We start from the raw sequence: 26,288 nt of genomic DNA on the forward strand, positions 1-26,288 counted from the left end.
GTCAACGCGCAACCGCCTGACTCCACCGGCCGGACGCGGGGATTGCCCCTGCCCGGCCGCCAGCCAATAACCTTTAGGCGAAGTGAGCCTTCAGGTCTTCCAGGCCGCCGATCAGCGCGCCGTTGATGAACACCTGGGGAGCAGTGCCCTTGCCGGACACAGCACCGATCACTCGGCCACGAACCTTGTTTTCCAGCGGGATTTCGATCGGGGCATAGCCCTTTTCATCCAGCAGCGCCTTGGCTTCCACGCAGAACGGGCAGCCCGGCTTGGAGAACACGACCACTTGGTCAGGCTTCTTGGCCGTCGGCGCAATGTGCGCCAGCATCGTGTCGGCGTCCGACACTTCAAACGGGTCGCCTTCCTTTTCCGGTTCGATGAACATCTTCTGCACGACGCCGTCCTTCACCAGCATCGCATAGCGCCAGCTACGCTTGCCGAAGCCCAGGTCGCTCTTGTCGACGAGCATGCCCATGCCTTCCGTGAAGGCGCCGTTACCGTCGGGCAACAACGTGATGTTGGCCGATTCCTGGTCCTTTGCCCATTCGTTCATGACGAAGGTGTCGTTGACCGACACGCAGACAATGCTGTCAACGCCGGCGGCGAAGAACGCGGGAGCCAGTTCGTTGTAGCGCGGCAGGTGCGTGGACGAGCAGGTCGGCGTGAAAGCGCCGGGAAGCGAGAAGACGACAACCGTCTTGTTCTTGAACAGATCGTCGGTTGTGACCTTCTTCCACGTGTTGTCCTCACGGACGGGGAACGTTACGTTCGGAACACGTTGGCCTTCGCGGTTTTGCAGCATTCAAATCTCTCCTTGGGTAGCGGGGTTTGTTTAACCACCATGGAAAGAATCATAAACGCTGGCTATCGATAAAACAAATTTAATAAACTAAATTGATTGATAGCATTTAACAATGAAGGAATAGATTTCGGAAAGCGGCATCTATCATAGCCGCCTTCCAACGTTCCGATGTGGCTTACACCCGGGCCGGCTCGTAACCTGCTTCGCGGATGGCGGCTTCGACCTTATCGGCCTGATCCGTGCCCGTCACCGTGACGCGGTGCGACGCCACGTCGGCAGCGACCGTGGCGCCGGGAACGGCCTGGCTTACCGCGCTGGTGATGCTCTTGACGCAGTGGCCGCAGGTCATGTCGGGGACTTGAAATTCGATGCTCATGGTTGTTTCCTCAAGATCAGCGTTGGCGGATGCAGAATTTGACCCGCCATGACACCAGCTTAAACATTCCCATCATGTCAAGGTCAAGCGTAAAATTGCACCTTGACCTTCCCACTATGGGAAGGATGAAACTGCAAGCTCACCCCTCAACACGAGAATCGCCATGAGCGTTGCCAGCCCCTCGACCACCCAGTTGGAACTCGCCATTGAAGGCATGACGTGCGCGTCGTGCGTGAAGCGCGTGGAAAAGGCCTTGATCCATGTTCCGGGCGTGGCCCAGGCCCAGGTCAACCTGGCCACCGAGCGCGCGCTGGTGTCCTACGACCCGGATGCCGCCCAACCCCAAGCCCTGGTGGATGCCGTGGTCAAGATGGGCTACGAGGCCCGCCCCATTGCCGCGCAAGACGACCACGCCGAACGCCAGTCACAAGCGCGCGACGCCGAAGCGCAGCGCCTGCAACGGGCGTTCACCGTGGCGCTGGTGCTGACCTTGCCCGTGTTTGTGCTGGAAATGGGATCGCACCTGATTCCGGCCCTGCACCATTGGGTGCTGGGTACGGTTGGCCAGCAGAACAGTTGGCTGCTTCAATTCGTGCTGACCACCGCCGTCCTGGTCTGGCCCGGCCGCCAATTCTTCACCAAGGGGCTGACCGCGCTATGGCGGCGCGCGCCCGAGATGAATTCGTTGGTGGCCTTGGGCGCGGGCGCCGCCTGGGGGTATTCGGTAGTGGCCACCTTTGCGCCCGCCTGGCTGCCCGAGGCCGCGCGCAACGTCTACTTTGAAGCCGCCGCCGTTATCGTGACCTTGATCTTGCTGGGGCGCACATTGGAAGCGCGCGCCAAGGGCAAGACCGGCGCGGCCATCAAGCGCCTGATCGGCTTGCAGCCGCGCACGGCGCGCGTCATGCGCGACGGCCAGGCCGTGGATGTCGAGATCGAAAAGGTCAACACGGGCGATATCGTGCTGGTGCGCCCCGGCGAAAAGATCCCGCTGGACGGCGACGTCATCGAAGGCAGTTCGTATGTCGACGAGTCCATGCTGACAGGCGAACCCGTGCCGGTTGAAAAACAGCCCGGCATGCAAGCCACTGGCGGCACCCTGAACACCTCGGGCAGCTTCACGCTGCGCGTCACTCATACCGGCGCCGACACGATGCTGGCCCGCATCATCCGCATGGTGGAATCGGCCCAAGGCGCGCGCTTGCCCATCCAGGCGCTGGTGGACCAGGTCACCGCCTGGTTCGTGCCCGCCGTGATGGCGGCGGCCCTGCTCACGTTTGGGGTCTGGCTCTTCTTTGGCCCCTCGCCCGCGCTGTCGCACGCGCTGGTCAATGCGGTGGCCGTGCTGATCATCGCCTGCCCTTGCGCCATGGGGCTGGCTACGCCCACGTCCATCATGGTGGGCACGGGCCGCGCGGCTGAAATGGGCGTGCTGTTCCGCCAGGGCGATGCCCTGCAAACCTTGCGCGACGTCAACGTCGTGGCCTTCGACAAGACCGGCACCCTGACACTCGGCAAGCCCACGCTGACCGAACTGGAACCCGCCGCCGGCCATGACGGCCCGCAGGTGCTGCAATGGGTCGCTTCGGTACAAGCGCGGTCCGAGCATCCCATTGCGCTGGCCATCGTGGCCGCCGCCGAAGAGCGCAAGCTCGCGCTGTTGCCGGCCGAGGGCTTTGCCGCCATCACGGGCGCGGGTGTTGAAGCCCGCGTGGCGGGTCGCAGCGTGTTGGCGGGAGCCGCGCGGTTGATGGCTGAACGCGGCGTCGACGTCAGCGCATTCGGCGCGCGCGCCACCGACTGGGGCAACGAAGGCAAGACCCCCATCTTTGTTGCCATCGACGGCCAGGCCGCCGCCATGATGGCGGTGACGGACCCGATCAAGCCGTCCGCCGTTTCCGCCATCGCCGCGCTGCATGCGCAGGGCCTGAAGACGGCCATGATCACCGGTGACAACCGCTACACGGCGGCAGCCGTCGCACGCCAATTGGGTATCGACGAAGTGCGCGCGGAAGTGTTGCCGGACGGCAAGGTGCAAGCCATCAGCACGCTGCGCGAAGGCGGCCGCAAGGTGGCGTTTGTGGGCGATGGCATCAACGACGCGCCCGCGCTTGCCGCCGCCGACACCGGCATTGCGATCGGTACCGGCACGGACGTTGCGATTGAAGCAGCCTCGGTGGTGCTGATGGCTGACGACCTGCACGGCGTGCCCAACGCCATCGCGCTCAGCCGCGCGACGCTGGCAAACATCCGCCAGAACCTATTCTGGGCGTTTGCCTACAACGCTGCGCTGATACCGCTGGCGGCTGGCGCCTTGTATCCCGCGTTTGGCCTGTCGCTTTCGCCCATTTTCGCGGCGGGCGCGATGGCCCTGTCCAGCGTCTTCGTGCTGGGCAATGCGCTGCGTTTGAAAGCGTTCCGGCCCCATGCCGGCCGCGCTTGATCCGGGAGTTCCAATATGAATATCGGCGAAGCAGCAAAAAGCTCCGGCATTTCCGCCAAGATGATCCGCTACTACGAAAGCATCGGCCTGATCGGCCCCGCGACGCGCACGGACTCGGGCTATCGCGTTTACACCGACCAGGACCTGCACACGCTGCGCTTCGTGCGGCGCGCGCGGGATCTGGGGTTTTCGGTGGAGCAGATGAACGAATTGCTGGCCCTGTGGAAGGATCGCAGCCGCGCCAGCGCCGACGTCAAGCGCATTGCGCTGGAGCATGTAGAGGAACTGGAGCGCAAGGCAGAAGCCCTGCGCGACATGGCCGCGACGCTCAAGCATCTGGCGCAGCACTGCCATGGCGATGACCGGCCCAACTGCCCAATCCTGGAAAACCTGGGCCGGTCGCACTGAGGCCTGGGTAATGGCCTGGGCAAGGGCCCGCGCCAGGACAACGTTACGGCGTCTCTGCGGCCTCGCCTGCCTCTGCCGCCTCGGCTGCGACGCGTGCATGGTAGGCATCCGTGGCGGCCTGCTTGGCAGCCGCCTTTTCAGCGGCGGCGGCCGCCTTGGCTTCTTCCGCCGCGATGGCGTCGGCTTCGGCCTGGATGGCGCGCTGGCGAGCCCGTTCCTTTACCTCAGCCACGCCGGCGGCATCCAGCGATTCAAACACGGCGATGGATTCCACATGGCCCGTGTGCGGAAACATGTTGATCACGCCCGCGCTCTTCAGCACGTAGCCGCCTTCGTGCACCAGGATGGCGGCATCGCGCGCCAGCGTTGCCGGGTTACAGGACACGTAGACGATGCGGCGCGGCCGCTCTTGCGCGCTCAGTTCAGACAGCGCTTGCGACACCGCGTGTGCGCCTTCGCGCGGCGGGTCGATCAGCATGCGGTCGAAGTAACCCAGGCTGCGCAGCCAATGTGCGTCAACCTCGAACAGGTTCAGCGTGGCGAAGCTGGTGCGTTCGCCCAGGCCATGGCGCGACGCCGCGTCGAAGGCGCGGTCGGTCAAGGCCTTGCTGCCCTCTACGCCTACCGCTTCGCGGCCTTGCGTGGCCAGCGGCAAGGTGAAATTGCCCAGGCCACAGAACAGATCGGCCACGCGGTCGGTGGGCTGCACGTCCAGCAGCTTCAACGCGCGCGACACCATCGAACGGTTGATGGCGTGGTTGACCTGCGTGAAATCGGTGGGCCGATACGGCATGCGCAGCCCGAATTCCGGCATCGTGTACGACAGCGCATCGGCGTGCTCGGGCTCTAGCGGATGCACGGTTTCCGGGCCCTTCGACTGCAACCACCACTGCACGTTGTGCTCGGCGGCGAAGGCGCGCAGGATGGCGATGTCGCCATCGGTCAAGGGCAGCAGATGGCGCAGCACCAGGGCGGTGACGCCGTCGCCCAGCGACACTTCAATCTGCGGCATGCGGTCGGGCGCCGACATGGCCCCGATCATGGCGCGCAGCGGCATCAGCAGGTCGCTGACGTGGCGCGGCAGCACGTGGCATTCACGCATGTCGGCCACATAGCTGCTCTTGCGCTCGTGAAAGCCCACCAGCACCCCGCCCTTCTTCGGCACCACACGCACCGACAGGCGGGCACGGTAGCGGTAGCCCCAGGTCGGGCCCTGCAACGGCGGCAGCACCAGCGCCGGACGCAGCTTGCCGACGTGCCAGAAGGTGTCTTCCAGCGAACGTTGCTTGATGGCCACCTGCGTGCTGGGTTCCAGGTGCTGCATGGCACAGCCCCCACAGACACCAAAGTGCGGGCAGCGCGGCACGACGCGCTGCGACGAGGGGCGCAGCACCTCATCCACGCGCGCAATCTCGTAAGACGGCTTGCGGCGCAGCGTGACGGTGGTGACCCGTTCGCCCGGCAAGGCGCCTTCCACGAATACCACTTTCCCGTCGCGGCGGGCGATTCCCCTGGCTTCCAGATCCAGGGACTCGATACTCAAAACGTCTGACATCTCACGCAGTCCAGAATTACACGCAACCCATGATTGTAGAAGGACTCCGCCCGTTCCCGGAAATGGTCTTTGACGGGGCCGGACCGCTCCGCCTCCCCGCCCGCCGGCAAGCCCGGGTTATGCAGCCTGCCTGCGGCGCAAGCGCAACGATTGCAGGCACAGCGCCCCCATTGCGGCCAGCGCGGCGGCGGCGCCCACCAGCGGCAGCGCCGATAAACCCAACCACGCGATCGTCAGGCTGCCCAAGCCGCCCCCCACTGCCGTGCCCAGGTTGAACGAGGCAATGTTCAGCCCCGCGGCCACCGCTGTGGCAGTCGGCACGTGGTGTTGCGCCAGTTTCAGCAAGCGCAGCGTCAACACCGTCACGATGCAGAAGAACACCAGTCCCAGCACGCCCGCCAGCGCCAGCACGGCCCAGCCCGAGGCGCGGCACTGGTAAAGGCCCAGCAGCGTCGCAAAGAGCCCCGTCAACGCCAACAATGCGGCGCGGTCGGGGTCCATCTTGTCGACCAGGTAGCCGCCCAGCAGGTTGCCGCCGATGGAAAACAGCCCGAACAGCAGCATCGCCGTGCTGAGCCGCTGCACGCCCACGCCGGTCACCTGCAACAAATAGGGCGAAATAAAGGTGAAAAAGCAGAAGGTCGCCACGCTGACCAAGGCCCCCACCCCTGCCGTCATCAGCATTTGCGGGTGGGCGATGGCACGCAGCGCGGCCAGGGCGCCAGGCCTGTCTTGCGCCGCCATAGCGGGACCCGCATCGCGCGGCATGCAGTACAGCAAGCCGGCCAGGCCCAGCACGGCCAACGCGCCGATTGCCAGGAACACCGCGCGCCATGACCAGACGCTGCCCAGGAACGTGCCCAGCGGGACGCCCAGCGCCAACGCCAGGGTCAGGCCGATCCACACCACCGCCACGGCGCGTCCGGCGCGCGCCTCGTCCACCAGCCGGGTGGCGGCGTCGGACGCCACAGCCATGAACACGCCATGCGCCAGCCCGACGGTAAACCGCAGGCCCAGCAGCATCGGCAGCGTGCCCGACAGGCTCATCAGGCAGCTACCCACTGCCAGTATCCCCATGGCCCACGCCAGAATGCGCCGGTCGCGCCAGTGCGCAACCAGGGCGGTCAACAGGGGCGCACCGATGGCCGCGCCGAAGGCATAGGCGGCGATTGCCGTGCCGACCGCCTCAATCTTGGCGTGCAGGCCATCGGCCATGGCCGAGACCAAACCGGCCACCACGAATTCAGAAAGGCCGAATGCAAAGGTGCAGACGGAGAAAAGATAGACAGCGATAGGCATGGCGTTCAAAGGTCGACAGAGACAATCGCCGAGCTTAGAAGGGCCACAGTGCGCCGTAAAATAGCTTATTTATCGCTAATTAAGACTTCTGAAGTCTTATTTGACCAGCCGAACGGCGTCGAGCAAGCGATCCCGCACGGGCGAGGCCTGCTCTGCGTTCCACGCCATCAGCAATTCCACATGCCGCAGCGCCTCGGGCGCATCGGCGGCAATCGGGCGGAACACGACGTCGTCGCCCCCGGCCCGGGCCAGCGACGCGGGCAGCAAGGCCACGCCGAAGCCCGCCGCCACCAAGGCCGCCACCGTCTGCAATTGGCGGGCCTCCTGCGCCACTTTGGGCACGAAGCCCGCCGCTTGGCAGAGCTGGGTCAGTTGATCGTGAAAGCCTTGCCCCAAACGCCGGGGCGAACCCACGAACGGTTCGTCTTTCAACGCGGCCAAGTCCACCACCGCTTCGCCCTCCAGGCGATGCCCGGCCGGCAAGGCAACCTGGACAGGCTCATGCAACAGGCGTTCGAATTGCAGGCTGGGTGTGGTGGCGCCCGGTGTGCGCATGAAACCTATGTCGGCGCGCCCTGCTTCCAGCGCCTGCACTTGCTCGTGCGTGGTCGCCTCTTGCAAGGTGAAGGCGACCGCCGGATTCGCATCGCGAAAACCGCGCAGCGCACGCAGCAGCGGCGCATAAGGCGCGATGTTGATGAACGTCAGCGTCAGGTGGCCGTCCATGCCTTGCGCCACGCGCCGCGTATGCGTCACGCTGTCTTCGAGTTCACGCAGAATGCGGCGCGCGGACTGCAGAAATGCCGCGCCCGCCGCCGTCAGGGCCACGCTGCGATTGGTGCGCTCAAACAACTGCGCGCCAATGTCGGCTTCAAGCCGTCGGATGGCCTGGCTGAGCGGCGGCTGCGCCATGTGCAGGCGCTGCGCCGCGCGATTGAAATGCAGGGTTTCCGCCACGGCGACAAACTGCCGCAACAACCGGGTTTCGATCATTGCAACGCGATCAGTCCAGCTCAGCCCGGGAAAACAGGTCCTGAATCAGCTTCCTGTCTTCGCAAGCGGCCTTGAACGCCAACGCGAAGGTCTTGAGCGCTTCGCTATCCGACGAATAGGCGCAGAACGTATCGGCTTCCGGATCGAAATCGATCAACTCATCGAGTTCGGGCGTTTTCTCGTTCAGAAAAACCAGCGCCAACGACGTCCAGTCATAGCCCGTGCCCAGAAACCCCTCTTCCCTTCTGCGGCGAAAAACCTCTTCCTTGTATTCCCCAACAATGAGGCTTACCGAGAAGTTGCCTTCGTACTCCATCCAGGAAAACGGCTTGATTGTTTCTTCGAAATCGATAGTCACTGCGCTCAAAGCTCCTTGAATCGCCGGCCGCCGACAGTAGCGGCCAGGCTGATGCGCGGAAAGTCCCCCGCCGCATCTTGTGCGCGCCCATTAGAGGCAATTATTGCGATGTGCGCAACGCGGTTCGTAGTGAAGCCCCGTTGCCCGGGGGCTTTGCCACCCATTGCAGGATAAAAAAAGGGGAATTGAAGGGGACTGTCCCATCAGGCAGTCTCCTTCAATTCCCCAAACGTCGGCGCCTGTTACAGCGCCGCCACGGATTTCAAATCAGAATGCACGCGCCACGGAAAACACCGCGCCTATCCGGCCGGACGGATGGCCGTATTTGGTGGGCAACCAGTTGTCCTTGGTGGCGCCCACCGCGGCCAGCCCCAGCACCCAGCCCTTCAGGTCCTTGGTGACGCCAACCTTGTAGTCGACGTAATGGCCGATGGAATCGCCGTCCATATTGGATTGGTTTTTCAGCTTTTGATAACCCAGGTGCCCCAACAAGCCCCATCCGTCGCCCAGGTCGAACGTGGCCGTACCGTCCAGGTACCAGGTGCCTTTGCTGTCCGGGGTGCTGAAGAAGTCGCTGGGCGTGTAGGAGTACTTCAACGAGTAATTGCCGTAGGACGCGCCCAGGTACAGGTCGGTGTTGTTGTAGTTGCCGCCCTTGGGAGAGCTGGAACCCGGGTAGTAGTAATGCAGCACACCGGCGTCCAGGGTGAATCCGCCGCCTACGTCGCCTTTCCAGCCGCCGTAGAAATCCATTTCGAGGTTGCCGTCGGTGAATACGAAGTCCGAGACGTTGGAGTTCCAGTTGCCCAGATAGAAGCCGGAACTATGGGCCAGGTCGAAGCCCACCTGCACGGCGGGACGGAAATCGGTTTGTGAATAGCCGCGGAAGCGATAGTCGCTGACGATGGCCGCGTTACCGCTTAGCGAAAAACCGGCTCCCAGGTCGGTGGGTTCGGCCTGGGCCGTCGAGGCGAAACAAGCAGCAAGCGCAAAGGGCAAGGCTAGCAACGTCTTCTTCATGGTGCGGAGTCCTGATCGGATTTAACGAGGAGGAGGACGGCCTGTGGCGCATCCCTTTGACCGGTTTTGCAGCGGTTAATACCGGTTCATGCTTCCTGAAGCAATGTCCGTGCCAGGTTTCTGCGGCGTAACAAGCGGGTATCGCGCGAGGTGATGACAGAGTGACAAGCAGTAATTCCGACACAGGACGCGGGGATGCACGCACCAAAATCGGGCGCGCCGCGCCATGCCAGCGTCAGGTCGTGCATCACCATGGGGAATTTGCGCCAAACTGGTTCAACGCGCGGGCTGATGTGGGCAACCGGGGCAAACAAAAACCCCGGCACGCGGGGAACGCGTCCGGGGTTGTCGACAAGGCGCCCGCCCCATGATGGCGGCGGACGATGGCCGGCGTAGTTGGCCCGCGTAGTTGACCGGTTTAGTTGACCGGTTTAGTTGGCCAAAGGCGGCGGAGGAGGAGCATCGGCACCTTCAGGCGGCGGCATGCCGCCCTTGCCCTTGCCATGGCGGGCTTCCATCTTGGCGTGGCGTTCCTGCATCTTGGCTTCGCGCTCCTTGACGATCTTCGTCACTTGCCCGCGTTGCGTATCGTTCAGGCTATCCCACACTGCCAGCCACTGGTCGCGAACCTGCTTGGCCTGGCCGCCGAACTGATCGCGTGATTGCTCCGACTGCGCCATCAGCGCGCGCGGGTCGAGTTTGCCGCTGTCGAGCTGCGTCTTCAACAGGTCATGGCGCTTGCCACCAGCCTCGCGCATGGCCTTGTGCAGGTCGCGCTGGCCTTCCTGCGCGGTCTTGAACAGCGCCTGCTGTTTCTCGTCCAGCTTCAGTTGATCAACCTGCGCCTTGGACACGGGGCCCAGGCCGGGGATGAACAGGCCGTCGCGCTTGCCCTTGTGGAACTCACCACCGCGCGGGCCGTGGTGCTGCATGGAAGCCGGGCCGCCATCGGCGGGAGCCGCAGGCGCGGCCACGGCGGAGCCAGCCATCAAGCCGCCCGTCGCGGCGACAAATGCAAGAGCGGCCAAATTGGAGCGAAGTGCGAATCGGGACATAAGTGTCTCCTGAAAGTGAAGAAAGCGAGGCCATTGTGCGGTTGGCCTGGTTTCAACCGGGTTTCGCGCCCGCGGTCCATGTTTCAGTCGATTGCGCCTGCGCCAGACGTGAAAACGGGGCCTTGCGGGGCCCCGTCGTATCCTGGCCTGCGCCAGCGCAATGCAGGCGTCAGGGGGCGTCCCACGCCGCCATGTATTCCTTCCAGTGCGGCGCGTCGCTGGCCGACAGCGTGTCGCGCACCAGGGATACTTCGGCGTCGTAGCCGGTGCGGTCCAGCTCGCCACGCAGGAAGCGGAAGCGGCAGTACACCAGCCACGTGTTGACGACGTCGGTTTCGCAGTAGGCGCGGACTTCGTCGGCGCGGCCCGTATTCCAGGCTTCCCAAACCTTGCTGCCGTCCATCCCCAGCTTGCCGGGAAAGCCGCACAGCTTGGCCAGGTCGTCCAGGGGCGCGTTGGCGCGGCCGTTGTACTTGGCCAGCACGTCCATCAGGTCCACATGGCGCGTGTGGTAGCGCGCAATGTAGTTGTTGAACTTGAAGTCGCGGTCTTCTTCGCCCATGTCCCAATAGCGGGGCGCGGGTACGCCCAGGATCAGGCTGCGGTAATGCAGAACCGGCAGGTCGAAACCCGACCCGTTCCAGCTCACCAGCTTGGGCGTGTAGCGTTCGATGGTCTTGAAGAAGCCGGCCAGCAACGCGGCTTCGGGGTCGTCGGGTTGCCCCAGCGTCTTGACGCGAAAGCCCTGATCGTCGCGGAACACGCAGCCCACCACCGCGACCTTGTGCAGGTGCAGGGGCAGGAAATCATGGCCTACGGCCTCGCGCCGCGCGGCCAGCGCACGTTCGACGACGTCCTGGTCCGAAACATCCGCCCCCCAGCCGTTGAGCTTGCGCAGCCCATTGGCATCGGGGATGGTTTCCAGGTCGAATACCAGGGTGGGCGTCATTTTGCGGGCAGGTACTGCATGGGATCGACCGGCGTGCCCTGGCGGCGAATTTCAAAGTGCAGGCGCGGCGACGTAGTGTCGCTTTGGCCAAGTTCGGCGATCTTGGCGCCGCGCTTGACGTTCTGCCCCGTCTTCACAAGCAAGGAGCGGTTATGCGCGTAGGCCGTGATGAAACCGTTCTGATGTTCAACGATGATCAGGTTGCCCAAGCCGCGCACGCCATTGCCGCTGTACTTGACCAAGCCATCCGCGGCGGCGGTGATCGGGTCGCCCAGGGCACCGGAAATGTCGATGCCCTTGCTGCTGGCGTTGAAGGTCTGCACGATGGGGCCGTTGGCCGGCCATGCCCAATTGATGACGCTGGCATCCGCCGCGCGCGGCGTGGGCTTGACGTCGACCGGCGCCGGGGCGGGCGTGGCGTCCGGAGGCGGGTTGGTGGCGACGGGGGTTTCTGGCTGGTCCAGCGGGCGCGGCTGCGGCTTGGCGCTGGCGATGGGCGCGGGTTGCGCGCCCGTGCTGGCGCCACCCGACATCTTCAGCACCTGGCCGACCGAGATCTGGTTGGGATCGCTGAGGTTGTTCCAGCGCTTGACGCTTTCGATATCCACGTTGTTGGCGCGGGCGATCTTGTAAAGCGTGTCGCCCGGCTTGACCACATAGCTGCCACCGGGCTGGCCCGTTGACGCTGGCTGTCCGTTGGTCATGTCGACCACCGGCGCGCGAGTTCCTTTTGATGCGCAGCCGGCCAGAATAGCCAGGCTGAGTGCCCCCGCGACGAAGAGCGGGCGGCGCAGGCGCGTCATGGACGCGCCCATAGTCATATCGGTCAGTTGCGACTGCCCGTTGAGCATACGTTTCTCCTGTTTGCTCAAGATTGTATTCCGGCGCGTAGCGGCACAAAGCGCACGGCCTCTAATTCAGTGCGTTTCCAGCTGGCCGCGCCGGTGCGTTCGATCAACACCAGGCGCTGGTTGGTGCCCCCTTCGGGGGCGATCAGGCGTCCGCCAGGCGCAAGCTGCGTGAGCAGCGCTTGCGGAATGGCCAAGCCAGCGGCAGCCACAACGATAGCATCGAACGGCGCCACGCCGGGCAGGCCCAAAGTGCCATCGCCATAGATCAGGCGGATGCGCGTGGTCAGCCGCAAGGCGCGCAGATGCTCGCGCGCCAGCTCGTAAAGACCACGGATACGTTCGATGGAATGCACTTCACGCACAAACTGCGCCAGCACCGCCGCCTGGTAGCCGCAGCCCGCTCCGACTTCCAGCACGCGCGTCGGCGTCCGGTCCTCGCACGCTGCCGCGATCATGCGCGCAACCACCCAAGGCTGCGAGATGGTTTGTGAATGCCCGATGGGAAGCGCCGCATCTTCGTAGGCACGGCTGGCCAGGGCTTCATCCACGAACAAGTGGCGTGGCACGGCGGCCATGGCGTTCAGCACGCGCTCGTCGCTGATGCCCTGCCCTCGCAGCCGCTGCACCATGGCCTGGCGCAAACGGTCGGAGTTCAGCCCAAGATTGTTGCCCGAGGCCGGCGCGGGAGCCTGCGCCTGGCGAGGCAAAGTGGCCGCGGAAATGCGGGTGTTGCTGTTGGTGGCGGTAACGCCGGGGCTGAGCCGGCCTGAGTCGTAGCGGACCGGGCTGGGACGCCCGGGCACCGCCTGCGACACATCGGGTTGACTTACGCGTTTGCGCATAACGGTTCTGCCCAAGTTCGGATTTCGTCCAGTTGACTGTGCTGGGTCAGGTCCAGCCGCAAGGGCGTCACCGATACCGAGCCCTGCTCCACCGCATGGAAATCCGTACCCGGCGTGGCATCGGCGGCCAAGCCTACCGGGCCGATCCAATACACCGTGTCGCCATAGGGAGTGGTGGTGCGCACGACGGGCTGCGACGGATGGCGCTTGCCGAGCCGCGTGACGGCAAAGCCGTGCAGGTCTTCAAAGCGTCGGTTGGGAATGTTCACGTTCAGCAGCACCGGCGCGGCCAGGGGTTGCGCCAGATGGCGTTCCACCACCAGCCGGGCAGCGCGCGCAGCGGAATCGATGTGCTCCCAGCCCTTCTCGGCCAAGGAAAAGGCAATGGCCGGGATGCCGAACAGATAGCCTTCGCTGGCTGCCGCGACGGTGCCCGAATACAGCGTGTCGTCGCCCATGTTGGCGCCGTTGTTGATGCCGGACACGACCAGGTCCGGCCGGGCGTCCATCAAGCCCGTGAGCGCCACGTGTACGCAATCGGAGGGGGTGCCGTTGACGGCGATGAAGCCATTCGAGGCGGTGCGAACCGTCAAGGGGCGGTTCAGCGTCAGGGAATTGGAGGCGCCGCTGTGGTTGGTCTCGGGCGCGACGACGGTGAGATCGCCCAAGCCTTGCAGCGCCGCGACAAGCGCTTCCAGCCCGGGGGCCGAGTAACCATCATCGTTCGAAACCAGAATTCGCATTGTGCATCCGAAAGAAAATAAAACGTGCGTGGACGTGTCGGATTGTACCGTCCGCCGCCGCGCCCCGTATGACCGCGTATGCCGCTGGGGCGGGAACGCCACGCTCGATAACCCGTACCCAGGGGCCTCGCGCGGCGCGGTAGAATCCGCAGCCATTACGACAACAACCGACAACAACGGACTCCCTACCCCATGGCGATTACCGAACCCTCCCTGGCGTTCACTGCTGCGCTCGTCCTGCTGGCCTACCTGATCGGCTCCGTGCCCTTTGCCGTGGTCGTCAGCAAGCTGATGGGGCTGCAGGACCCCCGTAGCTACGGGTCCAAGAACCCCGGCGCCACCAACGTGCTGCGCACCGGCAACAAGACTGCCGCCGCGCTGACCTTGCTGGGCGACGCCGCCAAGGGATGGTTCGCGATCTGGCTGGCCGAACGACTGGCCCCGGGCATCGCCCCAGCCGGCTTGGCGCTGGTGGCGCTGGCCGCTTTCGTCGGCCATCTGTACCCGGTTTTCCTGCGCTTCAAGGGCGGCAAGGGCGTGGCGACCGCGCTGGGCGTACTGGTGGCGATCCAGCCTTGGCTGGCCGTGGCCACCGCCGCCACCTGGCTGATCATCGCCGTGTTTTTCCGCTATTCGTCCCTGGCATCGCTGGTGGCGGCGTTCTTTGCGCCGGTCTACTACGTCTTTGGCTCGGGGCTGGCGTGGCACGCAAAGCCGGCGCTGGGCGTGGCCCTGGCGGTGATCGGCGTGCTGCTGTTCTACCGTCACCGCGCCAACATCGCGCGCCTGGTGCAAGGCACGGAAAGCAAGATCGGCGGCGGCAAGAAGAAATAATTCCGTCTTGCCGGCAGGTGGAGCGAGAAACGGGAACGGATCAGGCAATATCCGCCAGATCCCAACGCGGTTTCACCGTAAAGCTGTGCGCATCCGCGTCCAGCGTCACCAGCCCCGCCTTGACGCGCTCGGCCGCCGCGAAGGCGATCATCGCGCCGTTATCGGTACATAGCTCCAGCGGCGGAAAATAAGCCTGCGCGCGCAATGGCTTGAGCGCCGCGGCCAGCTTGGCGCGCAGCAACTGGTTGGCGCCCACGCCACCCGCCACCACCAGACGGCGCAGCCCGGTCTGCTTGAGCGCCTTGATGGCCTTGGCCGCCAACACATCGACGATTGCCCCTTGCGTGGCCGCCGCCAGGTCCGCGCGGGTCTGATCGTCCAGCCCGCCTTCCTTTTCAGCCGCCTTGACGCGCGTCAGCACGGCGGTCTTCAGGCCGCTGAAGCTGAAATCCAGGTCGCCGCTATGCAGCATGGGGCGCGGCAAATCAAAACGGGTCGCGTCGCCCTGCCCCGCCAGCTTGGCCAGCGCCGGGCCGCCGGGATAACCCAGCCCCATCAGCTTGGCCGACTTGTCGAAGGCTTCACCCGCGGCGTCATCCAGCGTTTCGCCCAGCAGTTCGTAGCGGCCCACGCCATCCACGCGCATCAGTTGCGTGTGGCCGCCTGACACCAGCAGCGCCACGAACGGGAAGTCGGGGCGCGGGTCCGCCAGCATCGGCGACAGCAGATGGCCTTCCAGGTGATGGATGCCTATGGCGGGCAGATGGCGCGACCACGCAAACGACTGCGCGACGCTGGCGCCCACCAGCAAGGCGCCTGCCAAACCGGGCCCCGCTGTGTAGGCAACGGCGCCAATGTCCGACATTTGCAGGCCGGCGTCTTGCAGCACCTGGCGGGTCAAGGGCACGACGCGGCGGATATGGTCGCGCGACGCGAGTTCCGGCACCACGCCACCATATTCCTGGTGCATGGCGATTTGGGTGTGCAGCGCGTGCGCCAGCAGACCACGTTCCGTACAGACGGCTGCGACACCGGTTTCGTCGCAGGAGCTTTCAAAGCCGAGGATAATCATGGCGGCAGAGTTTACAACTGATGCGAAAATACGCCTGTTTTGAAATCGCGCGGCGCCCATCGGCCACCGCCTACAACAACCTACAAGCCTGCAAACACACTGGGGACTGGAATGCTGGAGAAGTTATTCAAGCTGCGTGAACACGGCACCACGGCGCGCACCGAAATCGTGGCTGGCCTGACGACGTTCCTGACGATGTCATACATCATCTTCGTCAACCCGGACATTCTTTCGTCCACCGGCATGGACCGCGACGCCGTCTTCGTGGCCACCTGCCTGGCGGCCGCGCTGGGCTCGCTGGTGATGGCGCTGGTGGCCAACTGGCCGATCGGCATGGCGCCCGGCATGGGCCTGAATGCGTTCTTCGCCTTCACCGTCGTCAAGACCATGGGCTACACCTGGGAGCAGGCGCTGGGCGCCGTGTTCATCTCGGGCGTGATCTTCTTGATATTGACGATATCGGGCATCCGCGTGTGGCTCGTCAAAGGCATACCGCATTCCCTGCGCAGCGCCATCGCGGCGGGCATCGGGCTGTTCCTGGCCATTATCGCGCTGTCCAGCGCGGGCATCGTGGTTGCCCATCCGGCCACCAAGGTTTCCCTGGGCGACCTGACCACCCATGGCCCGTTGTTCGCCATCCTGGGCTTTTTCATCATCGCCTCGCTGGACGCATTGCGGGTGCGCGGCGCCATCCTGATCGGCATCATCGTCGTCACCGTGTTGTCGATGGCGCTGGGCTACAACGAATTCAAGGGCATTTTTTCGGCCCCGCCCAGCCTGGCCCCCACCTTCCTGAAGCTGGACATCCTGGGCGCGCTGCACAGCGGTTTCGTGCATGTGATCCTGGTGTTCGTGCTGGTTGAAGTGTTCGACGCCACCGGCACGCTGGTCGGCGTGGCCAAGCGCGCCGGCCTGGTACCGGAAGGCCGCCCCAACCGCCTGGGTCGCGCGCTGTTCGCCGACAGCACGGCCATCGTCGCAGGTTCCGCGCTGGGCACCAGCAGCACCACGGCGTTCGTGGAAAGCGCCTCGGGCGTGCAGGCCGGCGGGCGCACCGGCATGACCGCCCTGGTGGTGGCGCTGCTGTTCCTGGCCGCACTGTTCATCTCGCCCTTGGCCGGCGCCGTGCCCGCCTACGCCACCGCCCCGGCCCTGCTCTATGTGGCCGGCCTGATGATGCGCGAACTGATCGACATCGACTGGAACGAAGTCACCGAGGCCACGCCGGCCGCGCTGACGGCGCTGGTCATGCCCTTCACGTATTCCATCGCCAACGGCATCGCCTTCGGCTTCATCAGCTACGTGGTGTTGAAAACCGCCACCGGCAAGGTCCGGGACGTGCATCCGGCCACCTGGCTGGTCGCCGTGCTGTTCGTGATCCGGTACGCATTTTTCCCTGAATAGCCTGGGGTAGAAGTCAGCATTCAGTCAGCCGCCCGGCGTTGCCGTGGCGGCTTTTTCAATTGCCGCCACGCGCAGCGCCCAGTTCCTTTCGCGTTCGGTCCACCACGGCGTAGAGCAATACAGCGGCTGCGAGCACTGCCGCAACGACATTGCCGATCAGCAAGCCCTTGAACACGGGCTGAATCGCCAATGGATCAAACCAGCCTATGGATAAAGGGACACCCACCACAATCAGCGCAAGCCGGAGCAATGGCGGACCCGCCCTCCAATCAAGCAATCTGAGCAACGTAATGAACAACATTGCCAATCCGTCGAACGCCACCACCCAGATCGCAAGAAGAAAAATGCTGAGCAATTCCAGCGAAACCTGCCCCAGATAAAGCCAGGAAAGCAGAGGAGACGCGACATACAGGATTGCCCCGCTTGCGACGACATAAGAAAGGCCAAAAACCGCGAGGCCCTTCAAATCAGTGAGGATCCGATGCGGTAGCGCAGAGGCGACATTGGCCACGGCGCGCGTCATCCCGATATAGATGACAGAGGCAATGTTCAAGAAATTTATCCCGATAGCGAGCAGCGCCACCAAGCCTTCGTTGCCCCGTGCACTGGCGTACGCAAACAAAAACGACATGCCGCCGGTAAAAATCAGCCCCACAAGCGCCTCGGATCGACCGTAGCTGAACAGGTCCTTCCATTCAATCCGGTCGAAAACCGGGGCAATGGAAATTCGATAGGTCGCCACACAGCCGTAGATCACACATGCCACCAGCAGTAGTCTGACCACCGTTGTAGCAACGGCCACCGCCACGGCTGGAGAAAACAGGCCAACGTTGATCAAAAGCAGGTCAAGCACCGCGTTCGCAACGGCTGCCCCGACAGTCAACCTGAACACCCAGCCCGCCCCTCCTGACGCTTCGATCATCGCGCATAGCGCCATGTAGATCGTGGTGGGGGCGATACCTACCGCCAGCGCGTAATAACTATCGCGTGCGTTCTCCGACATCTCCACAAAAAAAGCCATGGCGATCGACATCAGGAAAAGCAAGACGCCCGCGAGCAGCGCATAGCCAACAATCGACCCCCCGATGGTTTTCGAGTGCGGCTTTCGCAAATTAAAAGCAATGTTCACGCCCACCGTCAGGCCTAGCGCAAGCACGATATAGATCTGCGAAAACTGGACCGCCAACGCAAAGTCGGCCGTCTCGCTTAAAGAAAACCTGCCCAGGATCATTAGATCCAGCGACACCATCGAAAGAGCGACCAAACGGGATCCCGAGATAGTCACGGATTGGCGGATAACCTCCCAATAGTTCACTCCTGCTCCTTGCAAATCGGCGTCAAAGGGCCAGCCTGCCTCGCCTGCCAAGAAACCTAGCACAAGGGTCAAACGAACAATGGGCCGTTCCGAAAATTCTGATTTTTACGATTGAGCTCACCCAATTTGGGTGCAAATAGCCGCCGAGCCGCCGCCCCGGTTACAACCCGCCCGGCCATAAGGTTGCTGCCTGCCCCGGTTGAATTCGCCGATACACTCCCCATGTATCCCGTATGGAGTTCACCTTGCGCCTTACTCGCCTTATCCCCGCGTTGCCGTCCTGTCCTGCCTTGAACGAGGGGATGTCCGCATGAGCGCCCTTGCCCGCATTCCGTTTTCCGTCCTGGACCTGGCCCCGATTGTTCAGGGCCGCGATGCCGCCGACGCTTTCCGCAATACCGTGGCGGTCGCCCAGCATGTTGAACGGCTTGGCTACAAGCGCTTCTGGCTGGCTGAGCACCACAACATCAATGGCGTGGCGTCCAGTGCCACCGCCGTGTTGATCGGCCACGTGGCCAGCCAGACACGCACGCTGCGCGTGGGCTCAGGCGGCATCATGTTGCCGAACCATGCGCCGCTGATCATCGCCGAGCAATTTGGCACGCTGGAAACCCTGTACCCCGGCCGTATCGACCTGGGCCTGGGCCGTGCGCCTGGCAGCGATGGCGCAACGCAGCACGCGCTGCGCCGGGGCCCGCGCAGTGGGCTGGAGTTTCCGGCGCTGGTTGAAGAATTGCGTGGTTTCCTGGCGGCTTCCCGGCCGGGCCAGCCCGTGCGCGCCATCCCCGGCGAGGGGCTGGACATTCCGATCTGGCTGTTGGGATCCAGCGATTTCAGCGCGCGCCTGGCCGCGGAACTGGGCCTGCCGTTTTCTTTCGCGGGGCATTTCTCGCCGGAAGGCATGGCCGCGATGCGGCTGTACCGGCACTTGTTCAAACCGTCGGAGACGCTGTCGCGCCCTTACGCGATGATCGGCGTGCCGGTGGTGGCGGCCGAATCCGACGAAGCCGCCCAGCGCCAATCGACCACGCAGCAGCTGAAATTCCTGTCGCTGGTGCGGGGCCACCGCCTGCAATTGCAGCCGCCGGTGGACAACATGGACGGCTTATGGAACGAATGGGAGCGTGAGGCGGTCAATCAAAGACTGAGCGCTTCCATCGTGGGCGGGCCAGACACCGTGAAGCGGCGGCTGGAAGCCCTGGTGGCCGAAACCGAGGCCGATGAAGTCATGATCGTGTCCGACTTTTTCGACATCGCCGATCGCCTGCGCTCTTTTGAGATCGTCGCGTCCTTGAAGAACGATGCGGGTGTCTCTACAAAAACCGCGGTCTAAGCACCGCTGACTGCGCTCTCCACAGCGCCAACCATTGCGACGTGGCCATTGCCCGCTCTACTATTGCCCCAGAGCGCGTGGCACATGAAGCGTCGCCTAATCAGGCCGGGGCTGGCACACCCCGGGTCCCCGATACCGCCTTTTTGCGCCGCGCTCCGCGGCAAGGATCCAAAATGAGTATTGTTGAACTCACCAAAGAAAGCTTCCAGGAAGCCATTACGCCTGACGGTACCCTGATCGTTGACTTCTGGGCTCCGTGGTGCGGCCCGTGCCGTGGCTTTGCTCCCGTTTTTGAGCAAGCCGCGACCGAGCACACCGACGTCACGTTCGCCAAGGTGAACACCGACGTCGAGCAGGAATTGGCCGGCGCGCTGGGAATTCGTTCGATTCCCACGCTGATGGTCTTCCGTGAGAAGGTCCTGCTGTTCTCGCAACCCGGCGCGCTGTCGGGCGGGCAGTTGAATGAGCTGCTTGCCAAGATCAAGGAAGTGGACATGGAAAAGGTCCACCAGGAAATCGCAGCGGCGCAAGACAGCCAGAACGCGTAAGTGCGTAAACAGACAAGGGCCCGGTTCGCTAAGATCCGGGCCCTTTTTCAATGCAGATGTGGGGCCGTGTTCGTAATCGACCATGCCGCCACCGCCCCTATCGTCGGCCCGGCGCCCTCGCCGTGGCCGTCACCATCATCACGTACGCTATGACAGCACTTCCCAGGCCGAGCGCCCGCGTGTGATGTTGGCGACGGTGACCTCCAGGTCACTGACCACGGTGCGCGGCGCCACGAAACAGAGCGCCACGCCGTCTTCGTTGAAGTCTTCCTGCTGCACCACCGCGCCCGCCTGCGCCAAGCGCGACTTCAGCAGCGCAAGTTCCGCAAAACCGCAGGTGCAGCGGACGGTGGCCAGGTCCACGATTTCGCTGCGCTGGCCCAGCCGCAGGCAATTCGCCGCGCAGCCGCCATACGCCCGCACCAAGCCGCCCGCGCCCAATTTGATGCCGCCATACCAGCGCACCACCAGCACGGCCACGCGGTCCATGTCCTGGCCCTCGATCGCTTGCAGGATCGGTCGGCCAGCCGTACCGCCGGGCTCGCCATCGTCGTTGAATCGGTATTCCTGCCCGATGCGATAGGCCCAGCAGTTGTGGGTGGCTTCGGGGTCACCGCGCTCGGCGAAGAATCGCATCGCCTCGTCCACGGTGGCAACCGGGGCGGCATGCGCAACAAAGCGGCTTTTCTTGATGTCTTCCTGATACGAGCAAGGAGCGGTCAACGTGTGCGTCATGCCCGGCATTGTAAGTGCTGGGCCGCACCCACCCCTAGCCGTGGCAGTCAGGCACTTCCTGGTCCAGGTAGACGTCGAAGGCCACGTCGCGCGCCCACTTCGCCGTCATTGCCTTCCAGGCGCCGGACTGGTTCCACGCCTTCATTTCGCTTGCCAGCCACGCGCGGCCAGCGGTGTCCGCGGCCGGCAACAGCCATACGCGCTCGCGCGGCGCGCCGTCTGGTTCAAGCGTGGCGGAGAACTTCTTCCATTCGGGAAAGCGCACCAGCGGCTCCCAGACGGCGTCGTCCACCAGGCCGACATCGCAAGCGCCTTCTCGCACCGCGACCAATGCATCGGACGGCACGCGATAGGTGCGCACCACGGCGCCCCAGCTTTCGGCCAGCGCGCGGGTGTCGCTTGCGGCCTCGGCCATGCAGACGCTGCGGCCGCGCACATCAGCCGGTTTGCGCAGGGTGGTGTCGCTGCGGATCACGGCTTTGGGGCGTGTACGGTAGCCGGTGGGCTGCACCGCCACCCCAGATGGCGGGGCGCTGGCTTGGTCCGCCAGCACCACATCCACCTCGCCCGCAGCCAAGCGGGCCCCGGCCTCGTCCGCCGGCACCTGCTGCAAACGTACCGGCAAGCCCAGGCTCAGACCAAGCTTTTCGGCCATGTTGGCGTCCAGCCCGTGGGGGGTGCGTATCTTTGCCCCCGCAACGGGCAGCGGCGCCAGATACGGCACGCCCACCACCAATTCGCCGCGCGCCTTCGCGGCTGCAAAACCCGTGGGTTGCTGCGCGTGCGCGGCACCCGCGCCGGCAAGCAGCAGGCCAGCAGTCAAAGCGAACAGAAGGGTCAGGCGCCGGGTCATGGCCATGGGCTTATACGTACTGGTAGCGCAACAAGCGATGCTTGAGGTTTTCAAGCACGAACTGGTCGATCAAGGCGGCCAGCACGGCGATGACGAGGATGTTGGTCATCACGCCCGTCATGTCCGCGATCTCGCCCGAATACGCCAGAGACCGGCCCAGCCCTTTGCCGAAGCCGATCAGCATCTCGGCGGAGATCAGCGCGCGCCAGGCGTTGCCGAAGGCAAGCTGTGCGCCCGTGATCAGTTCGGGCATGACGGCGGGCAGGTACACGCGCTTGACCAGGCCCCATCGCGTGGCACCCATGACGCGCGCCGCCGACACGTGCACGCGCTGCACGGATTCGGTGGCGTTCATGACACTGAGCGCGGCCGGGAAGAACGCCGACAGCGCCACCACCACGATGATGGGCGTATTGCCAAAGCCCATCACGATCAGGAACAGCGGCACCCAGGCGATGGATGGAATCGACTGCAGGATGACGATGGCGCTGCGCAGCACTTCGCGAAAGAAGAACAGCACCGCCGCCACCAGCCCAAAACCGATGCCCGCCAACAGCGCCAGGCTGTAACCCGCCCCCAGCCGGCCCAAGGTACCCATCAGGCTTTGATGGAACGATTGCTTGCCCAGGTCCTCGAACAGGCGTTCGACCACCGCCGGCACGCCCGGCATCAGGAAATCAGGCAGGACAAACGCCGCCGATTGCCACAACAGAAGAATGAAAAGGACACCCAAAACGCCCGCAAGATGCTTGCGGGCGCCGGTCACACGGGTAGACGAGCTCAAAGTTTGCGCGCCTCTTGCCAGGACAGATCAACGATGCTGGACACGTCGTACGGCTTGCCGTCGCGGGTCTTCAGCGAACCTTGGGCTTGCAGGATGTCAGCGATTTCCTGCATGCGAGCCGTGTCCTTTTCCGTCAGCTTGGGCGTGAACACCTGCGTGCTGATGGCTTCGGCAATCACCGTTTCGCGCGGCAGTTCGCCGCGCTTGAGCGTCTTCAAGGTGGGCTCGGCGATGAAGTAGGAGGCGATCAGCTTGGACGCTTGCGCGGGTTCTTTCTGCAGCAGCGTGATGGCCTGGTTTTGCGCGTCCAGCGCTTTCCAGACATCGTCCTTGCGCTTGGCCAGGGTTTCACCCGAGGTGATCACGACCATGCACGGAAACGGCCAGGCCTGGCCCACTTCATAGATCTGTTTGACCGGCGCCACCAACTGGGCGATGCGGTCATAGGGCTCGAACAGAAAGGCCGCGTCCACGCGCTTGCCCACCAGCGACTGCACGGCAACGGCCGGGCTCACGCCCATGACGTTGACGTCATCCGGGTTCAGCTTGCCTTGCTTGAGCACCACGCCCTTCAACACCACGTCCGCGGTGCTGCCTTCGGCTTGCGAGGCCAGCGTCTTGCCCTTCAGGCCGGCGATGTCCTGGATGCCGGAATCGTCACGCACGACCAGCGAGTGATAGCCCTGCTGCGCGCCGCCCACCACTTTCAGGTCCGCGCCCTTGGACGCCCACGCCACGGCGTTGGTGAAGCCCAGCACGCCGATGTCCAACTGACCGCCGACAATCGCCTTGATCAGGTCGGTGCCGGACTTGAATTCGATCAACTCAGAATCCAGGCCGGCCTTTTGGTAGTAGCCGCCCTCTTGCGCCACGATCGCTTGCGCGTCGTCCATCACCCGCAGATAGCCCACGCGGAACTTTTCGGCGGCCATTGCAGGGGCCGCAGCCAGCAGCGCGGCCGCCAGCGGCAGGGAAAGCCATTGCTTGAATTTCATCAGAGGAACTCCAGGGAATGCAGGTTGGCGATGCGCGAGCGCCGCCACGAATGGGGAATAAGGGGAATGGGGTCAGGCAGCCAGGGCCATGTCGGCGTGGGCTTGCGAGCCGTCCACCGCAATGCCCAACAGGCGCAGGATCTCGCGCTTTTCAGCGGCCAAATCGGAGAGATCGTGTGTCTTTGCGCGATGCGCCAGGTTGAATTCGCGCAGCACGCGCGCCGGGCGGGGGCTGAAGACAACGATGCGGTCGGCCAGGAACAGGGCCTCGTCCACATCGTGCGTCACGAGCAGCACCGTGGGCTTTTCCTGGGCGATCAGTTGGCGCAGCACGTCTTGAAGGCTCAGACGCGTCAGCGCGTCGAGTGCGCCAAAGGGCTCGTCCATCAGCATCGTCTGGGGCTGCGCGATGAACGCGCGCGCCAGCGCGGCGCGTTGCCGCATGCCGCCGGACACCTGATGCGGATAGTAGTGTTCAAAGCCGGCCAGGCTGACACGCGCCAGCCATTCGCGGGCTGACTCGCGGGCGCGCTTCTTGGCGACGTTCTGGAATTCCAGCGCCAGCGCCACGTTGTCTTCCAGCGTCAGCCAGGGGTACAGCGCATGTTCCTGGAACACCAGCGTGCGGCTGGGGTGCGGGCCCGCCACCGGTTTGCCATCGGCCAGCACGCTGCCTTGCGTGGGCATTTCCAACCCGGCCGCCAAATGCAGCAGCGTGGACTTGCCGCAGCCCGACGGGCCGACCAAGGCGACGAGCTCGCCAGCCTTGATTTCGCTGGTGAAACCATCGACGACGGGCAGGTCGCCGAAGTGCTTGTGGACGTGATCGAAGTTCAGGTTCATAGGACGAATCTTGGGCGCGCGTGAAAACGAGCCTCAAATCTAACAATTCGTTATATGAATTCAAACGATCGATATTGAATGTCTTTACAGCTAACAGTTATATAAGACCCAAGTGGAAGCCCCACGCCGTAACCCCTGCCCTGCCAGATATCGGCCAAGCCGAAAGCAACACGGCGCGCCCCGAAGGACGCGCCGTGCTTGACCATTAGCTACCGATGGTGCGTCAGGCTTCGATGCCGCGCGATTCCAGATAGTCTTCGTAGCCGCCGCGGTAGTCGATGATCTCGCCCGACGGCAGGATTTCGATCACGCGGGTGGCCAGGCCGGACACGAATTCGCGGTCGTGCGACACGAACACCAGCGTGCCTTCGTACTTTTCCAAGGCGAACTGAAGCGATTCGATCGATTCCATGTCCAGGTGGTTGGTGGGCTCGTCAAGCAGCATGACGTTGTGCCGGCCCAGCATCAGGCGGCCGAAGGTCATGCGGTTCTTTTCGCCGCCGGACAGCACCTTGGGCGCCTTGGGCAGGTCATCCGCCGAGAACAGCAGGCGGCCCAGCACCGAACGGATCGACTGGTCGTCATCGCCCGGCTGACGGTGGTCGCCCATCCAGTCCAGCAGGTTGATATCGGTTTGCAGGAATTGGTCGGACACGTCCTGGGCCATATAGCCCAGGTCGGCGTTGTCGGACCATTTCACCGAGCCCGAATCCGGCTGCAGTTCGGTCGCCAGCAGGCGCAGCAAGGTGGTCTTGCCCACGCCGTTGGCGCCGATGATGGCGATCTTTTCGCCGGCATCGACCATGGCCGAGAACTTGGTGATGACGGGCGCGTCGTAAGCTTTGGTCAGGTTTTCGACCGTGACCGCCAGGCGGTGCATGACCTTGTTCTGTTCAAAGCGGATGTACGGGTTCTGGCGCGACGACGGCTTGACCACGACCTGGTCGGCCTTGATGCGGTCGATCTGCTTCAGGCGCGAGGTGGCCTGGCGCGACTTCGACTTGTTGGCGGCGAAGCGGCGCACGAAGTCTTGCAGCTCGGCAACACGTTCCTTGGCCTTGGCGTTGTTGGACACCAGACGTTCGCGGGCCTGGGTGGAGGCCAGCATGTAGTCGTCGTAGTTACCCGCGTAGACGCGGATTTCACCGTAGTCCACGTCGGCCATGTGCGTGCACACCTGATTCAGGAAGTGGCGATCGTGGCTGATGATGATCATCGTGCTCTGGTAGCTGTTCAGCACGTTTTCCAACCAGCGGATGGTGTTGATATCCAGGTTGTTGGTGGGCTCGTCCAGCAGCAGGACGTCGGGGTTCGAGAACAGCGCTTGCGCCAGCAGCACGCGCAGCTTCCAGCCCGGGGCCACTTCGCGCATGGGCAGGTTGTGCTGGTCCACGGCGATTTCCAGGCCCAGCAGCAGTTCGCCGGCGCGCGCTTCGGCGGTATAGCCGTCGTACTCGGCAAACTTGGCTTCCAGGTCAGCCGCGCGCATGTAGTCGTCTTCGGTGGCTTCCGGGTTGGCGTAGATGGCGTCGCGTTCGGACATGGCGGCCCACATTTCGGTGTGGCCCATCATGACGACGTCCAGCACGCGCAGGTCTTCAAACGCGAACTGGTCCTGGCGCAGCTTGCCCAGGCGCACGCCCGGTTCCAGGGAAACGTTGCCGCCGGAGGCTTCGAGGTCGCCGCCGATGATCTTCATGAACGTAGACTTACCGGACCCATTGGCCCCGATCAGCCCGTACCGGTTGCCTTCCCCGAACTTGACGCTAACGTTCTCGAAAAGGGGCTTGGGACCGAACTGGATGGTGAGATTGGCTGTGGATATCACGGTATTTTTGAGTCTGAAGGCGCCCGAAGACGCATGCGAGGAAACCCAGT

At 63.9% G+C, this 26,288-nt stretch carries 26 protein-coding genes; 6 read left to right on the plus strand and 20 right to left on the minus strand.

All coding sequences use genetic code 11. The annotated features are described in order from the left end of the window. Positions 1-73: 73 nt before the first annotated feature. Together CVS48_RS19755 and CVS48_RS19760 are read right to left on the minus strand one after the other, a co-directional pair. Positions 74-802 (minus strand): glutathione peroxidase, encoded by a 729-nt coding sequence (locus CVS48_RS19755; RefSeq protein ID WP_100855924.1) that lies wholly within the window; start codon positions 800-802, stop codon positions 74-76. 175 nt (positions 803-977) lie between these two features. Continuing rightward, on the minus strand, positions 978-1,178 hold the full coding sequence (locus CVS48_RS19760) for a heavy-metal-associated domain-containing protein (protein WP_100855925.1): 201 nt from the start codon (positions 1,176-1,178) through the stop codon (positions 978-980). A gap of 163 nt (positions 1,179-1,341) precedes the next feature. Between CVS48_RS19760 and CVS48_RS19765 the strand changes: the two genes are divergently transcribed. Both CVS48_RS19765 and cueR read left to right on the plus strand, forming a co-directional pair. Next, the gene (locus CVS48_RS19765) at positions 1,342-3,621 is read left to right on the plus strand and encodes a heavy metal translocating P-type ATPase (RefSeq protein WP_100855926.1); all 2,280 of its coding nucleotides are present in this window, start codon (positions 1,342-1,344) and stop codon (positions 3,619-3,621) included. A gap of 15 nt (positions 3,622-3,636) precedes the next feature. Further along, positions 3,637-4,029: a Cu(I)-responsive transcriptional regulator gene (cueR, locus tag CVS48_RS19770; protein ID WP_100855927.1), complete on the plus strand. Its 393-nt coding sequence runs from the start codon at positions 3,637-3,639 to the stop codon at positions 4,027-4,029. A 43-nt stretch (positions 4,030-4,072) separates the two neighbouring features. Here cueR and rlmD read toward each other — a convergent pair whose 3' ends face one another. The 10 genes from rlmD to surE form a co-directional block, all read right to left on the minus strand. Then, a complete protein-coding gene (gene rlmD, locus CVS48_RS19775; protein WP_100855928.1) occupies positions 4,073-5,584 on the minus strand; it encodes a 23S rRNA (uracil(1939)-C(5))-methyltransferase RlmD in 1,512 nt (503 codons plus the stop codon). A gap of 117 nt (positions 5,585-5,701) precedes the next feature. Continuing rightward, a complete protein-coding gene (locus CVS48_RS19780; RefSeq protein WP_100855929.1) occupies positions 5,702-6,883 on the minus strand; it encodes an MFS transporter in 1,182 nt (393 codons plus the stop codon). A 96-nt stretch (positions 6,884-6,979) separates the two neighbouring features. Continuing rightward, on the minus strand, positions 6,980-7,876 hold the full coding sequence (locus tag CVS48_RS19785; RefSeq protein WP_100855930.1) for a LysR substrate-binding domain-containing protein: 897 nt from the start codon (positions 7,874-7,876) through the stop codon (positions 6,980-6,982). 10 nt (positions 7,877-7,886) lie between these two features. Further along, the gene (locus tag CVS48_RS19790; protein ID WP_242001212.1) at positions 7,887-8,234 is read right to left on the minus strand and encodes an Imm51 family immunity protein; all 348 of its coding nucleotides are present in this window, start codon (positions 8,232-8,234) and stop codon (positions 7,887-7,889) included. A gap of 267 nt (positions 8,235-8,501) precedes the next feature. Next, entirely contained in the window at positions 8,502-9,254 is a 753-nt protein-coding gene (locus CVS48_RS19795; protein ID WP_050446935.1) for a TorF family putative porin, read from the minus strand. 431 nt (positions 9,255-9,685) lie between these two features. After that, positions 9,686-10,309 (minus strand): hypothetical protein, encoded by a 624-nt coding sequence (locus CVS48_RS19800; RefSeq protein WP_100855931.1) that lies wholly within the window; start codon positions 10,307-10,309, stop codon positions 9,686-9,688. Positions 10,310-10,478: 169 nt separating this feature from the next. Next, entirely contained in the window at positions 10,479-11,258 is a 780-nt protein-coding gene (locus tag CVS48_RS19805; protein ID WP_100855932.1) for a 3'-5' exonuclease, read from the minus strand. Further along, positions 11,255-12,109: a peptidoglycan DD-metalloendopeptidase family protein gene (locus CVS48_RS19810; RefSeq protein ID WP_100855933.1), complete on the minus strand. Its 855-nt coding sequence runs from the start codon at positions 12,107-12,109 to the stop codon at positions 11,255-11,257. Before CVS48_RS19810 ends, CVS48_RS19805 begins: the two co-directional genes overlap by 4 nt. A 17-nt stretch (positions 12,110-12,126) precedes the next feature. Continuing rightward, positions 12,127-12,951: a protein-L-isoaspartate(D-aspartate) O-methyltransferase gene (locus CVS48_RS19815; RefSeq protein WP_167401025.1), complete on the minus strand. Its 825-nt coding sequence runs from the start codon at positions 12,949-12,951 to the stop codon at positions 12,127-12,129. Continuing rightward, complete coding sequence (surE, locus tag CVS48_RS19820; protein WP_100855934.1) at positions 12,936-13,694, minus strand: 5'/3'-nucleotidase SurE; 759 nt, start codon at positions 13,692-13,694, stop codon at positions 12,936-12,938. The genes CVS48_RS19815 and surE overlap by 16 nt, the downstream gene beginning before the upstream one ends. Before the next feature lie 192 nt (positions 13,695-13,886). Between surE and plsY the strand changes: the two genes are divergently transcribed. Beyond that, positions 13,887-14,528, plus strand: a complete 642-nt coding sequence (gene plsY / locus CVS48_RS19825) for a glycerol-3-phosphate 1-O-acyltransferase PlsY (protein ID WP_100855935.1) — start codon at positions 13,887-13,889, stop codon at positions 14,526-14,528. Between the two features lie 40 nt (positions 14,529-14,568). On the opposite strand, the gene tsaD is transcribed toward plsY, so the two are convergent. Next, positions 14,569-15,600 carry a tRNA (adenosine(37)-N6)-threonylcarbamoyltransferase complex transferase subunit TsaD gene (tsaD, locus tag CVS48_RS19830; RefSeq protein WP_050446942.1) on the minus strand — a complete coding sequence of 344 codons (1,032 nt, stop codon included), beginning with the start codon at positions 15,598-15,600 and terminating at the stop codon, positions 14,569-14,571. Between the two features lie 111 nt (positions 15,601-15,711). Here tsaD and CVS48_RS19835 point away from each other — a divergent pair, with 111 nt between their 5' ends. Then, on the plus strand, positions 15,712-17,004 hold the full coding sequence (locus CVS48_RS19835; RefSeq protein WP_100855936.1) for an NCS2 family permease: 1,293 nt from the start codon (positions 15,712-15,714) through the stop codon (positions 17,002-17,004). 55 nt (positions 17,005-17,059) lie between these two features. Here CVS48_RS19835 and CVS48_RS19840 read toward each other — a convergent pair whose 3' ends face one another. Next, complete coding sequence (locus CVS48_RS19840; RefSeq protein WP_100855937.1) at positions 17,060-18,319, minus strand: hypothetical protein; 1,260 nt, start codon at positions 18,317-18,319, stop codon at positions 17,060-17,062. A 310-nt stretch (positions 18,320-18,629) separates the two neighbouring features. Between CVS48_RS19840 and CVS48_RS19845 the strand changes: the two genes are divergently transcribed. Together CVS48_RS19845 and trxA are read left to right on the plus strand one after the other, a co-directional pair. Then, a complete protein-coding gene (locus CVS48_RS19845) occupies positions 18,630-19,652 on the plus strand; it encodes an LLM class flavin-dependent oxidoreductase (protein ID WP_100855938.1) in 1,023 nt (340 codons plus the stop codon). Positions 19,653-19,825: 173 nt separating this feature from the next. Continuing rightward, positions 19,826-20,200 carry a thioredoxin gene (gene trxA, locus CVS48_RS19850; protein ID WP_050446945.1) on the plus strand — a complete coding sequence of 125 codons (375 nt, stop codon included), beginning with the start codon at positions 19,826-19,828 and terminating at the stop codon, positions 20,198-20,200. A 147-nt stretch (positions 20,201-20,347) separates the two neighbouring features. Here trxA and CVS48_RS19855 read toward each other — a convergent pair whose 3' ends face one another. From CVS48_RS19855 to CVS48_RS19880, 6 genes are all read right to left on the minus strand, one after another. Beyond that, positions 20,348-20,935 (minus strand): IMPACT family protein, encoded by a 588-nt coding sequence (locus CVS48_RS19855; protein ID WP_100857763.1) that lies wholly within the window; start codon positions 20,933-20,935, stop codon positions 20,348-20,350. Between the two features lie 34 nt (positions 20,936-20,969). Then, positions 20,970-21,794, minus strand: coding sequence for a transporter substrate-binding domain-containing protein (locus CVS48_RS19860; RefSeq protein WP_419191436.1), 825 nt, complete (start codon positions 21,792-21,794; stop codon positions 20,970-20,972). Positions 21,795-21,798: 4 nt separating this feature from the next. Continuing rightward, positions 21,799-22,572: an ABC transporter permease gene (locus CVS48_RS19865; protein ID WP_050446946.1), complete on the minus strand. Its 774-nt coding sequence runs from the start codon at positions 22,570-22,572 to the stop codon at positions 21,799-21,801. After that, positions 22,569-23,567 (minus strand): ABC transporter substrate-binding protein, encoded by a 999-nt coding sequence (locus tag CVS48_RS19870; protein ID WP_100855939.1) that lies wholly within the window; start codon positions 23,565-23,567, stop codon positions 22,569-22,571. Before CVS48_RS19870 ends, CVS48_RS19865 begins: the two co-directional genes overlap by 4 nt. A gap of 72 nt (positions 23,568-23,639) precedes the next feature. Then, entirely contained in the window at positions 23,640-24,410 is a 771-nt protein-coding gene (locus CVS48_RS19875; protein WP_100855940.1) for an ABC transporter ATP-binding protein, read from the minus strand. A 223-nt stretch (positions 24,411-24,633) separates the two neighbouring features. After that, complete coding sequence (locus CVS48_RS19880; RefSeq protein WP_167401026.1) at positions 24,634-26,238, minus strand: ABC-F family ATPase; 1,605 nt, start codon at positions 26,236-26,238, stop codon at positions 24,634-24,636. Between the last annotated feature and the right edge of the window lie 50 nt (positions 26,239-26,288).

This window comes from Achromobacter spanius, from assembly GCF_002812705.1.
In the GTDB taxonomy this organism is placed as follows: Bacteria; Pseudomonadota; Gammaproteobacteria; order Burkholderiales; family Burkholderiaceae_B; genus Achromobacter; species Achromobacter spanius.